A 12,077-nucleotide genomic window follows, 5' to 3' on the forward strand; every position below is an offset into this window, starting at 1 on the left:
CATGTTTAGATTTGCGTTGTATTTTCTTTTCCTTTTCCTTTTTTCTTTTATAACATATGCTCAGGAAAAAAAACAAGAACCGGATAATACTTCTCTTATATTACATCTCATTGCAAATTATCCCTTAACAGAAGATCTTCTTTTAAAGCTGGAAAAAATCGAAAGAGAATGTAAAAATTTACCTCCAGAGCTAGAAGAAACAGATACAAAAAGCGATCACATCGCTGATGGTGATAGTATTGAAAACTACATTGCTTATATTTCTAGTAAACCAAAACTCATGAGTATTTTAAAAGAAAATAATATCACACCTAAAGATTTTGTTATTGCTCACCTAACACTTCAAGCAACATTGAATGTGCTTACAACAGATGAAGAAAATTCTATTTATGAGAAAAACATTGTACCTTTAAGCAATTTAGAATTTGCTAAAAAGCATATGTATAGAATGATAAAAATTTTAAAAGGTAGTTGTTAAAAAGATCTTTGATAACAATTTATTAGCTTTTTAGACGTCGGCAAATATCATCCAATTGCTCTAGTGAAGAATAATGTATTTTTAAATTTCCACCTTTTTTACCATGTCGAATGATAACTTTCATTCCGATAACATCTGCAAGTAATTTTTCTAAAGACTTTGTTTCTGCATTTTTTTCTACAATCGTTCGTTTTTTTATCTTAGGATTTGCCTGTTCATATGCTAATATTTCCGTTTGACGTACAGAAAGACCTTCACGAATAATTTTTTCTGCCAATTCTTTCGGATTATCAACGGTTATAAGACAACGGGCATGGCCAGAAGAAAGTTGACCCTCAGTTACAAACTGTTGTACTTTTGGTGGCAATTTTAATAAACGAAGTGTATTTGCAACATGACTTCGGCTTTTTCCAATCACTTGTGCTAAATCTACTTGTGTATAACCATGCTCATTAAGCAACATTTCATATCCCATTGCTTCTTCAATAGGATTAAGATCAGTACGCTGAACATTTTCAATAATTGCTAATTCTAAAGCTGTTTTATCATCCACATCACGAATAATAACTGGTAATTGACTTAAATTAGCGCGTTGTGCAGCGCGCCATCGCCGTTCACCAGCGATTAACTCAAATCGATGAGGATAATCACGTAAAGGTTTTACAATAATGGGTTGAACAATACCGTGCTGTCGAATGGACTGCGCTAAATTATCAAGTTCTGATTCTGTAAAATGGCGTCGAGGATTACGTGGATTACACGAAATAGATTCGATAGGAACAAATTTTTCTGAAAAATTATAAGTTGTATGAGGCTCTATTAATTTATCAGGACTGTATGAAGGTATAGGATTATTGTTTAAATTCATATCTCCAATCAATGCTGCTAAACCACGTCCCAGTCTTTTTTTTGATTGATCATCATTCATAATTTTGCTCTTCGAATTTATTTAACAAAAATTATTTTTTATATTTTAAGCAGCAGCACATGCTTGTCTTTCACGTTGTATCACTTCGGATGCTAGGCGTAAATAAGCCTGACTACCAGCACATTTAAGATCATAAATCAACACTGGTTTACCAAAAGAAGGTGCTTCTGATACTCGAATATTTCGTGGAATAACCGTACGATAAACTTTATCTCCCATAAAAGAACGCACATCTTCAACAACTTGATTTGAAAGATTATTACGTACATCATACATCGTTAAAACAATACCTTGAATTTCTAAAGATGGATTAAGAAAAGACTGCACTTTTTTTACTGTTTCAAGCAATTGACTTAATCCTTCAAGCGCTAAAAATTCGCATTGCATAGGAACCAAAACTGAATCCGCAGCCGCCATAGCATTGAGTGTTAAAAGATTAAGTGATGGAGGACAATCAATGAAAATATAATTGAATTTTTTTTGCATCTCTGGATCATCACAAAGCGCCTTACGCAGTCGTTGGATGCGATCTTGTGATGAAGCTATTTCCATTTCTACACCTAAAAGATCAAGTGTAGAAGGCACAATATGAAGATTGTGCACTTCTGTTTTTAAAGCTGCTTTTGTAATTGAAACTCTTGAAACCAAAACATCATAAGATGATAAAGGACGACTATTGCGATCAATACCTAATCCTGTACTTGCATTACCTTGCGGATCAATATCCATAATAAGTACATTTTCACCAATAGCAGCTAAAGCTGTAGCAAGATTAATAGCTGTAGTTGTTTTACCTACCCCGCCCTTTTGGTTTGCAATAGCGATAATCCGTGTGCCGCTCATTTTGCTTTACCCTCATATGATCGAAGATGAGAAATTTCTAAAATAATAGAATTCTCATCAATTTTACTTTTATATTTTAGCAGATCAAAGAGCCAATTGGCAGAGGCATTTTTTATTTCTGTAGAATAATCCCTACCTTTTTGAAAAACAGCTCTTGTTTTTTCTGTAAATAAAGGAAAAATAAGCCGTAAAAGATCATCAAGGGAAGCTAATCCCCGTGCTGTTATAATTTCTGGTGGTGCTATTTTTTTATACACGTCCTCAATTCTACAATGATATACTGTTGCGGGAAGATTCAAATGAGCAATAATCGTTCGTAGAAAAGCTACTTTTTTTCCATTACTCTCAACAAGAACAATATGTCCTGATTTTTTTTCTTTCATAAGAATAGCAATGACAATTGCAGGAAATCCTCCTCCTGATCCAAGATCACACCAATGTAATAAATTACTGTATAAGGGATAGATCTGTGCTGAATCTAAAATATGACGCGTCCATAAGATTGGTACTGTTGTAGAGGATATTAAATTAATATGCGCATTCCACTGAATAAGGAGAGATTCAAATTGTATTAAATCTCTCATCGTTTCACGTGAAACAGAAGGAATGACCTTTAATAACGCTTGATATTTTTTTTCTTCAGAAATATCCATTAAGCTGATTTAACCTTTTCACGCCGTTGACGTTGAATATAGGTAATAATGAGTGATAATGCCGCTGGTGTCATGCCATCAATTTTTTGAGCATCTGCGATTGAACGCGGTGATATTTTTTGAATTTTTGTTTTTAATTCATTTGAAAGACCAGAAATTGATTGAATATCAAGAGAAGAAGGAATTTCTAAACGTTCATCTCGCTGAAGAGCAGCAATATCTTGTGCTTGTTTTTCTAAATAAACCGCGTATTGCGCTTCAATTTCTAAAGATTCTACAGTTTTAGAGTCTATCGATCGTAATTGTGGCCAAAAATGTGAAAGACGCTCTATAGTTATATGAGGATAAGCAAGAAAATCATAAGCTGAACGTCTAACCCCATCGTGGTTTACTTGTAATCCATGTGCAGAAGCTTCATTAGGCGTTAAAAAAAGTTTTTGGCATATTAATCGCGCTTGATCAAGACGTTGCCGTTTTTCCTGATAACAATTCCAACGGTTTTGACTCACAATTCCCCATTGCTGTGCTAAAGGTGTTAAACGTGCATCAGCATTATCAGATCGCAAAGACAAACGAAACTCAGCGCGCGATGTAAACATTCTATAAGGTTCACAAACCCCACGTGAAACTAGATCATCAATCATAACACCAATATAAGCTGTAGAACGACTTATAAGTATCTCACTTAATTTACCAACTTTACGTGCAGCATTTAATCCAGCCAAAAGACCTTGTGCTGCAGCTTCCTCATATCCTGTCGTACCATTAATTTGTCCTGCCAAAAATAACCCAGATAAAGAACGTAATTCTAAAGTTTTCGTCAATTGTTGTGGATTAACAAAATCGTATTCTATAGCATAACCAGGCTGCAATACTGTAACATTTTCTAACCCTTCAATAGTTTTTAAAAGGGAAATTTGTATATCTTCAGGAAGAGAGGTAGAGAGACCATTTGGATAAATAGTATCATCATTTAATCCTTCTGGCTCCAGAAAAATTTGATGTCCGTCACGTTCTCCAAATTTAACAATTTTATCTTCAATAGAAGGACAATAACGTGGACCTAATCCTTCAATATTTCCAGAATATAAAGCAGATCGCTGAATATTTTCACGGATAATTTTATGTGTTTGTGTATTTGTACGTGTTATTGCACATTCAATTTGAGGCTGTTTAATTTTTTCTGTTAAAAGAGAAAAAGGAACTGGATCTTCATCAGCTTTCTGTTTTTCTAACATATCCCAACGGATTGTTTTTTTACTAAGCCGTGCAGGTGTTCCTGTTTTTAATCGACCAAGATTGATATGATAACTTTTTAGACGTTCAGCAAGTTTTACACTTGACTTATCTCCCATACGTCCAGCAGCCCATGTTTTATTGCCAATATGAATAAAACCATTTAAAAATGTACCTGTTGTTAAAACAACAGCACCAGAAAAAATTATTCCTCTATTTTTTAAAACAACACCTGAAACACAATTTTCCTTAACAATTATATCAAGTACTTCATCTTCAAGTAGAGATAAATTATTTTGTTTTTTCAAGAGTTTTTGAATTTCTTCTTTATAAAGTCTTCTATCAGCTTGTGTACGCGGTCCTCTTACAGCTGGTCCTTTACGTCTATTAAGAAGTCTAAATTGAATTCCAGCAGCATCTGCCGCTCTCCCCATAAGACCATCCAAAGCATCTATTTCACGAACAAGATGCCCTTTTCCAAGCCCACCAATAGCAGGATTACACGACATTGTTCCCAATGCTGATATTTTATGTGTAACAAGAACTGTCTGTGCTCCAACACGCGCTGAAGCGGAAGCAGCTTCACAGCCAGCATGACCGCCTCCAACAACAATAACATCGTATAATTGCATCAGGATTCATCCCATAGAGAGTTATTCTAAAGTTTCACGTGGAACATAATATATAAAATACATAGTCTTTTAAATCTGTCTATAAAATAATCAATGTTTCAAGTTAATCATTACTTGCCAATACAAAATTCTGAAAAAATAATATCAAGTAAATCTTCAACATCTATATCTCCCGTAATTTTCCCAAGAAAATCACTCGCACGACGAAGATGTTCTGCACGCAAACTTAAATCAAGAGAATAATAATTTATGGAAGCTTCTATCTCTTTAACAGCCTCTTTTAATAAATGGAGTTGCCTTTTTCGTGCTGGAACAAGATTTCCAATTTCAGAAGCACGACGTGAACAAAATGTTTCAAGTTCACGAATAAAATTATCAAAATTCAAACCAGTTAATGCAGAAAATTGTATAGACCAATCAATTTCATTTTTTTCATAAAGATCTAGCTTATTACCAATATGCCATATTTCAGCTGAGGTTTTTGGTAATTCAACCTCTTTAGGATTTCCCATATCATAAACTAAAATAACCAAATCAGCATCTTTAACATGCTGCTTTGCAACCTCTATTCCTAATTGTTCTATTTTATTTTTTGTCTCTCTAAAACCAGCAGTATCTATAAAAAAAACCGGTAAACCACCTAGAACAAGTCTTATTTCTAAAGCATCGCGGGTTGTTCCTGCTTCCTCTGTTACAATAGAAACAGATTTTCCAGCCAAACGATTCATAATGCTTGATTTTCCAGAATTTGGAGCACCCGCAATAACAATTTTTAATCCATCATGCAATATACTCGCGCGTTCTCCTTCATCAACATGTTTATGAATAGAAGCACAAAGATCCCTTACCTCTTTCCAAACTCTATCAGATACTGAATTGGGAATATCAGCCTCATCAGCAAAATCAAGTTCTGCTTCAATAAAAGCACGCGCTTTCATGAGTTTATAACGCCAATCGCGATAAAGCGTTGTAAGACGTCCACTTGTCCCCATAATCGCTAAACGCCGCTGACTCTCCGTTTCTGCCGCTATTAAATCAGCAAGACCTTCTGCTTGAACAAGATCTAATTTTCCCTCTATAAATGCACGACGTGAAAATTCACCTGCTTCTGCAATACGGCATCCAGAAAATGTAGATAATTCATCAAGAAAACGATTAACAACCGCTTTTCCCCCATGTAAATGAAATTCAGCACAGTCTTCCCCTGTAAAACTATGTGGAGCAGGAAAAAAAACTGTTAAAGCAGAATCTAAAAAGCTTCCATCACGAGCAGTAAGATTACCGTAATGCATAAAACGAGCTTTAGGCAAACAACCACAAAGCGTTTTCACAACATTCACAACATGGGGACCGGAAACTCGAATAACAGCAACCCCTGAAGGCAACAACCCACTCGAAACAGCAAAGATTGTATCCACAGGATGTATCCTAATAAAAAACTTAATATTTCTATGTATTCATTGAATCAAAAAACTCACTATTATTTTTAGTTTGTTTTAATTTATCAATCAAAAATTCAATTGCATCTATTGCATTCATAGGTGCTAAAATACGGCGAAGAACAAAAATTTTGTGTAAATCTTGTCGCGCCACCAAAAGTTCTTCCTTACGTGTTCCTGACTTCAAAATATCCATAGCTGGGAAGGTACGTTTATCAGCAACCTTACGATCAAGAACAATTTCAGAATTACCCGTCCCTTTAAATTCTTCGAAAATAACCTCATCCATACGACTACCAGTGTCAATCAAAGCCGTTGCAATAATGGTTAAAGATCCACCCTCTTCAATATTGCGTGCAGCACCAAAAAAGCGCTTAGGACGTTGTAATGCATTTGCATCCACACCACCTGTTAAAACCTTCCCTGATGAAGGAACAACCGTATTATACGCACGCCCAAGACGTGTAATAGAGTCAAGAAGGATAACAACATCACGCCCATATTCAACAAGTCGTTTTGCTTTTTCAATAACCATCTCAGCAACTTGCACATGACGTATTGCTGGCTCATCAAAAGTAGAAGAAACGACTTCCCCTTTTACAGAACGCTGCATATCAGTGACTTCTTCTGGTCGTTCATCAATTAAAAGAACAATAAGATAACATTCAGGATGATTAGTGGTAATAGAATGAGCAATATTCTGAAGTAAAACCGTTTTTCCGGTTCTAGGAGGAGCTACAATTAATCCTCTCTGTCCTTTTCCTAAAGGAGTTATCAAATCAATCACTCGTGATGACATATCCTTCTCTGTAGGATCTTGTATTTCCATTTGAAAACGTTCATTTGAATAAAGAGGAGTAAGATTGTCAAAGTGAATTTTATAGCGAATTTTTTCAGGATCTTCAAAATTAATTGTATTAATTTTAAGAAGAGCAAAATAACGCTCACCTTCTTTTGGACTCCGTATAGGACCTTCAACAGTATCCCCTGTTTTCAAAGAAAAAGACTGAATTTGAGCAGGTGATAGATAGATATCATCAGGACCTGGGAGATAATTAGCATCAGCAGATCGCAAAAAACCAAATCCATCTTGTAAGACTTCAACAACCCCTTCTCCAATAATTTCTACATCTTGTGAAGCAAGTTTTTTCAAAATAGCAAACATTAGCTCTTGTTTACGCATCAAAGAAGCATTTTCAACTTCTAATGTTTCAGCAAAAGAAACAAGTTCAACCGGATTTTTACTTTTAAGTTCTTGTAGTTTCATTTCTTGCATAAAATATGCTCTTTAAATATATGGGAAATTGTTCTTGGATAAATTATAGAAAACTTATGATAGATAACTATTGTAAGGAAGGATCATTATACACTTAATTTTAAAAATCTGCAAGCACCATTTATACGAATTATTTTCCTATAAAATTAAGTAATACAATAAAAAAATTATTTATATAACTTCAATAAATTCATAAAACATTTGAGAAAATAAAAAAAAAATTAGAGTATATAAGTAACGCTCCTATTATACATAAGTAAAATATAAAATTATTTTATAAGATCAATGTAATGATCTGAATTTTTCTTGGTATTATTTAAAATATAAATTATTTAATTTTTTAGATTTTTCAAGAGAATTTTATTTAATAATTTTTTAAAAAAGAGGATTTTTTCTTATTTAAGTCTGTGTTTAATGTGAACTGTTTTTATACCCCGTTCATCCTCAGTTTTATCCACAAAGATGAAAGAAAAAAAAATAGATATAACACTTTCTTAGGGATATTATCCCCGTTTTTTTCTTATAAAAGGGTTTTTCTTATCACAATGGTTTAATTTGTGCATAATAATGGAAGATTTTCTCTAGATTTTAGTTTTATAAAACCTCAGTAGGATATATACACATCTGTTAACAAGGAGTTAAAATTTTTGTGACAATTAAAAAAAAATTCTTTCATTTGCACATGCTTTCTGATGCAACAGGAGAAACACTTATTTCACTTGGAAAGGCTGTCGCATCACAGTATACGATGAGTCAGGCAACAGAACATATTTACCCGATGATTCGTAATGAAAAACAGTTGCAAAGAGCTCTTGATGAGATACAACAAGAACCGGGTATTGTTCTTTACACAATCATTGATAAAAAAATTAAACTGCTTCTTAAAAAAAGATGTGAGAAAATAAAAGTTCCTTGTATTGATATACTCCACCCCGTTTTAGATGCTTTTCAATCTTATCTTGGAATGCCAACAAATTTACGGGCGAGTGCACAGCATGATCTTAATGCAGATTATTTTCGTCGTATTGAAGCGTTGGATTTTACAATAGAGCATGATGATGGGCAATCTCCCGTTAGTTTATCGGATGCAGATGTAATTCTTGTAGGAATTTCAAGAACCTCTAAGACACCTACAAGTATCTATTTAGCAAATCGTGGTATAAAGACTGCTAATATACCTCTTATTCCAGGTATTGAACTACCAGAAACCCTTTTAGAAGCGAAAAATGCTTTGATTATAGGTTTAATTGCTTCAGCTGAAAGAATCTCACATATTCGTCAAAATCGTGATCTAGGAAGTGATTTTGTCGTTGAAAATTATACAAACCGTATCAGTATAGCTGAAGAATTGACTTATGCAAAGCGCATTTGTGAACGTTTTGGTTGGCCTATTATTGATGTAACAAGGCGTTCTATTGAAGAAACTGCTGCAGCCATATTTGAGCTTTTGTCGCGATTTCGTGAAGGAAAATGAAGGAAAATTTTCATGGCAGCAGATACATTAATATTAGCTTCTCTTAGTTCTTATCGTGCACAATTATTGAAAAAAGCAGGTTTAAGTTTTTGCATTGAAGGAGCCTCTTTTGATGAAAGAGAAATAGAAAAAATAGGAAAAACAAAGACTTCAAAGGATTTAAGCCGTTTTCTTGCAAGTGCAAAAGCAAAAGATGTTTCTAATCGTTTTCCTAATGCTTTGGTCATAGGTTGTGATCAAGTTCTTGATTTGGAAGGAAGGATTTTTCATAAAGTTACGAATAGGCGAGAAGCACATCAACGTTTATGTGATTTATCAGGAAAAAAACATTCTCTTCACAGTGCAGTAGCTTTAGTTAAAAATGGACAAGAAATTTGGGTGGAAGTTTCTAGTGCATATATGTCGGTACGTTCTCTTTCATCAGAGTTTATTGAACGTTATTTAACACGTGTAGGAGCAGATGTTTTAAACAGTGTGGGTGTATATCAAATTGAGGGAGAAGGGATCCATCTTTTTGAAAAAATTGATGGAGATTTTTTTACAATTGTTGGTTTACCTTTATTACCTTTATTAATAAAACTGCGCCATTTAGGAGCGATTGATGGTTGATTTGACACAAAAGAATAGAAAAACGATTTTTCCGCGTGCTTTTGTTGTTGGTACTCCTATTCATCATTCAAAATCACCAAAAATTTACAATTTTTGGCTTAAACAATATAATTTACAAGGTGAATACTTAGCACAGGAAGTAGCATCTGAAGAATTTGAAGTTTTTCTTACATCTTTACAAAAAAGAGGTTTTTGTGGAGGTAATATTACTCTACCTTACAAGCAGAAAGCTTTTCATTTTGTAAAACATAAAGATGATGTAGCAACAATGATTGGTGCTGTTAATACGCTTTGGTATGAAAAAAACAAACTCTGTGCCACAAATAGCGATGCTTATGGTTTTAGTGCTAATCTTGATGATTATGTTCCTGATTGGGGAGGAGAAATAGCACTTGTTCTTGGTGCAGGAGGTGCTGCACGTGCCATCTTATATGCTTTAAAAAAGCGTAGATTTGAACGTATTTTCTTAATTAATCGTACAAAGCAACATGCAGAGAATTTAGCCGAGCATTTTGGAAAAACTGTTGAAATTCACGATTGGCATAATGTTCATGAAATATTTTGCCAAGCTGATTTAATTGTCAATACAACTTCTGTAGGGATGAAAAATCCAAATTCTGTAGGTATGGAAGATCCAAACGCAAAAAAAAGTGATTTTTTCCTTTGTGATTTTAGTAAAACAAAGAAAACTGTATTAGTGACAGATATTGTTTATACACCATTAATAACGCCTTTTTTAAAACAAGCAAAGGCACACGGTTTAAAGATAGTTGATGGACTTGGTATGCTGTTACATCAGGCTGTTCCTGGTTTTGAACGATGGTTTGGAATAAGACCACAAGTAACAAAGGCATTAAGGGCTGCAATTTTAGAGGATATGGGTGAACAGAGAGGATGAAAATCATAGGGCTAACCGGATCAATTGCTATGGGGAAATCAACGGTTGCTGATTTTTTTAAGGAAGCAGGTATTTCTGTTTTCAGTGCTGATGAGGTGGTACATCAACTTTATGAAAGTGAGCCAACATTATCGCTCATAGAAAGTATTTTTCCTGAGGTTGTTGAAAATGGTAAGGTTAATAGACAAAAGCTTTCTCAAATTTTTCTCAATGATAATAAAAAATTACAAAAACTAGAAAAAATAATTCATCCTTTAGTTAAAAAAAAAGAAGAAGAATTTATTCATACAGCACGTAAACAGGAAAAAAAGTTAATTGTTCTTGATATTCCGCTTCTTTTTGAAACAAATAGTGAGAAACGTGTGGATTTTGTGGTTGTTGTTTCTGCTCCATTGGCAATACAAAAAGAACGTGTAATGATTCGTTCTCATATGAATGAAGAAAAGTTTTCTTTCATCAATGCTCAACAAATGCCTGATGAAAAAAAACGAGAACGCGCACATTTTGTTATTGATACAGGAAAAGATTTAGAGAATACACGTCAACAGGTTTTTGATTTGATAAAAAGTTTGCTAAAGAATTAACGTCATGCGTGAAATTATTTTTGATACAGAAACGACGGGTTTAGATAAAGATAAAGACCGCATAATCGAAATTGGTTGTGTCGAGATGGTTGATCGTTATCTTACAGGACGCCAATTTCATGTTTATTTGAATCCACAAGGCGTGATTATCCCTGATGAAGTTGTAGAAATTCATGGTTTGACCAATGAACGCTTGAAAAATGAAAAAATCTTTAGCGATATTGCTGATGAATTTTTAGAATTTATCAATGGTGCAACAATGATTGCACATAACGCTAGTTTTGATATTGGCTTTCTTAATGCAGAATTAGGACGAGTAAATAAGCCACTTATAGGTGTTGATAATATTATTGATACATTATCCATGGCACGGCGTAAATTTCCCATGGGACCTAATTCTCTTGATTTTTTATGCAAACGTTTTGGAATTGATAATAGCCATCGCGTTCTTCATGGTGCTCTGCTTGATGCAGAGATTCTTGCTGATGTTTATATCGAGCTCATTGGTGGAAAGCAGGGGGTATTGGGTTTTGATAAAAAGGAAAATTTTGATAATAATCCTAAAAGCGATAAGGATGCTGTCCACACCATTAAACTTCGTCCACAGCCTTTACCTCCAAGATTAAGCGCGCAAGAAAGGAGTATGCATGCTGATTTTATCAAAAAAATGGGTGAAAAAGCTTTGTGGAATAATTTCAAATTCCTTCAATGACCTCTTTTTTATGAAAATATTATTAAAACTTAGAAAGAATAAGACTTCTAGAAGTATTCTCTAAAAAACGGTCGTTGTGGGGAGGGGAACACCACAACGACCCTGTCGCTACTTCGTACCTCAGCTATCATAGGAGGAGCAAAATGAAAGCTATTATATCCTGTAACAGCAAAGAAAAGCTCTAGGTACTCATTACTTAAATCATAACGACATGATATCTTTATGAAAACAAAAAATGGCTTTTTAGAGGCATTTCTATAAATTTTAAAATAAAAATAATAAAAAAATGAATTATTTTTTTGCTGAAATGGAGAA

The 12,077-nt window shown here is 34.0% G+C and carries 12 protein-coding genes; 6 read left to right on the forward strand and 6 right to left on the reverse strand.

The window, feature by feature from the left end:
• Position 1 precedes the first annotated feature (1 nt).
• The gene (locus tag ABID39_RS00830; RefSeq protein WP_354185075.1) at positions 2 to 478 is read left to right on the forward strand and encodes a hypothetical protein; all 477 of its coding nucleotides are present in this window, start codon (positions 2 to 4) and stop codon (positions 476 to 478) included.
• Positions 479 to 500: 22 nt separating this feature from the next.
• Here ABID39_RS00830 and ABID39_RS00835 read toward each other — a convergent pair whose 3' ends face one another.
• The 6 genes from ABID39_RS00835 to rho form a co-directional block, all read right to left on the reverse strand.
• Positions 501 to 1,406 carry a ParB/RepB/Spo0J family partition protein gene (locus ABID39_RS00835; RefSeq protein ID WP_354185077.1) on the reverse strand — a complete coding sequence of 302 codons (906 nt, stop codon included), beginning with the start codon at positions 1,404 to 1,406 and terminating at the stop codon, positions 501 to 503.
• A gap of 45 nt (positions 1,407 to 1,451) precedes the next feature.
• The gene (locus ABID39_RS00840) at positions 1,452 to 2,249 is read right to left on the reverse strand and encodes a ParA family protein (protein ID WP_354185079.1); all 798 of its coding nucleotides are present in this window, start codon (positions 2,247 to 2,249) and stop codon (positions 1,452 to 1,454) included.
• The gene (rsmG, locus tag ABID39_RS00845) at positions 2,246 to 2,902 is read right to left on the reverse strand and encodes a 16S rRNA (guanine(527)-N(7))-methyltransferase RsmG (protein WP_354185081.1); all 657 of its coding nucleotides are present in this window, start codon (positions 2,900 to 2,902) and stop codon (positions 2,246 to 2,248) included. The genes ABID39_RS00840 and rsmG overlap by 4 nt, the downstream gene beginning before the upstream one ends.
• Entirely contained in the window at positions 2,902 to 4,770 is a 1,869-nt protein-coding gene (gene mnmG, locus ABID39_RS00850) for a tRNA uridine-5-carboxymethylaminomethyl(34) synthesis enzyme MnmG (protein ID WP_354185083.1), read from the reverse strand. Before mnmG ends, rsmG begins: the two co-directional genes overlap by 1 nt.
• A gap of 110 nt (positions 4,771 to 4,880) precedes the next feature.
• Positions 4,881 to 6,188 carry a tRNA uridine-5-carboxymethylaminomethyl(34) synthesis GTPase MnmE gene (mnmE, locus tag ABID39_RS00855; protein ID WP_354185085.1) on the reverse strand — a complete coding sequence of 436 codons (1,308 nt, stop codon included), beginning with the start codon at positions 6,186 to 6,188 and terminating at the stop codon, positions 4,881 to 4,883.
• A gap of 31 nt (positions 6,189 to 6,219) precedes the next feature.
• On the reverse strand, positions 6,220 to 7,485 hold the full coding sequence (gene rho / locus ABID39_RS00860) for a transcription termination factor Rho (RefSeq protein WP_354185087.1): 1,266 nt from the start codon (positions 7,483 to 7,485) through the stop codon (positions 6,220 to 6,222).
• Positions 7,486 to 8,134: 649 nt separating this feature from the next.
• On the opposite strand from rho, the gene ABID39_RS00865 reads away from it, so the two are divergent.
• From ABID39_RS00865 to dnaQ, 5 genes are read left to right on the forward strand one after another with little or no spacing between them, the layout of a single operon-like run.
• Complete coding sequence (locus tag ABID39_RS00865; protein WP_354185089.1) at positions 8,135 to 8,959, forward strand: pyruvate, water dikinase regulatory protein; 825 nt, start codon at positions 8,135 to 8,137, stop codon at positions 8,957 to 8,959.
• A gap of 12 nt (positions 8,960 to 8,971) precedes the next feature.
• A complete protein-coding gene (locus tag ABID39_RS00870; protein WP_354185092.1) occupies positions 8,972 to 9,568 on the forward strand; it encodes a Maf family nucleotide pyrophosphatase in 597 nt (198 codons plus the stop codon).
• Positions 9,561 to 10,466 carry a shikimate dehydrogenase gene (locus ABID39_RS00875; protein WP_354185094.1) on the forward strand — a complete coding sequence of 302 codons (906 nt, stop codon included), beginning with the start codon at positions 9,561 to 9,563 and terminating at the stop codon, positions 10,464 to 10,466. Before ABID39_RS00870 ends, ABID39_RS00875 begins: the two co-directional genes overlap by 8 nt.
• Complete coding sequence (gene coaE / locus ABID39_RS00880; RefSeq protein ID WP_354185096.1) at positions 10,463 to 11,050, forward strand: dephospho-CoA kinase; 588 nt, start codon at positions 10,463 to 10,465, stop codon at positions 11,048 to 11,050. Before ABID39_RS00875 ends, coaE begins: the two co-directional genes overlap by 4 nt.
• 4 nt (positions 11,051 to 11,054) lie before the next feature.
• The gene (gene dnaQ / locus ABID39_RS00885) at positions 11,055 to 11,762 is read left to right on the forward strand and encodes a DNA polymerase III subunit epsilon (RefSeq protein WP_354185098.1); all 708 of its coding nucleotides are present in this window, start codon (positions 11,055 to 11,057) and stop codon (positions 11,760 to 11,762) included.
• Positions 11,763 to 12,077: the final 315 nt, after the last annotated feature.

The organism is Bartonella japonica (assembly GCF_040545385.1).
GTDB lineage: Bacteria > Pseudomonadota > Alphaproteobacteria > Rhizobiales > Rhizobiaceae > Bartonella > Bartonella japonica.

Excerpts from the sequence above, each read along its gene's own strand:
- ABID39_RS00830 (WP_354185075.1), top strand. The coding sequence starts at position 2 with ATGTTTAGATTTGCGTTGTATTTTCTTTTCCTTTTCCTTTTTTCTTTT.
- ABID39_RS00835 (WP_354185077.1), bottom strand. The coding sequence starts at position 1,406 with ATGAATGATGATCAATCAAAAAAAAGACTGGGACGTGGTTTAGCAGCA.
- ABID39_RS00840 (WP_354185079.1), bottom strand. The coding sequence starts at position 2,249 with ATGAGCGGCACACGGATTATCGCTATTGCAAACCAAAAGGGCGGGGTA.
- rsmG (WP_354185081.1), bottom strand. The coding sequence starts at position 2,902 with ATGGATATTTCTGAAGAAAAAAAATATCAAGCGTTATTAAAGGTCATT.
- mnmG (WP_354185083.1), bottom strand. The coding sequence starts at position 4,770 with ATGCAATTATACGATGTTATTGTTGTTGGAGGCGGTCATGCTGGCTGT.
- rho (WP_354185087.1), bottom strand. The coding sequence starts at position 7,485 with ATGCAAGAAATGAAACTACAAGAACTTAAAAGTAAAAATCCGGTTGAA.
- ABID39_RS00870 (WP_354185092.1), top strand. The coding sequence starts at position 8,972 with ATGGCAGCAGATACATTAATATTAGCTTCTCTTAGTTCTTATCGTGCA.
- ABID39_RS00875 (WP_354185094.1), top strand. The coding sequence starts at position 9,561 with ATGGTTGATTTGACACAAAAGAATAGAAAAACGATTTTTCCGCGTGCT.
- coaE (WP_354185096.1), top strand. The coding sequence starts at position 10,463 with ATGAAAATCATAGGGCTAACCGGATCAATTGCTATGGGGAAATCAACG.
- dnaQ (WP_354185098.1), top strand. The coding sequence starts at position 11,055 with ATGCGTGAAATTATTTTTGATACAGAAACGACGGGTTTAGATAAAGAT.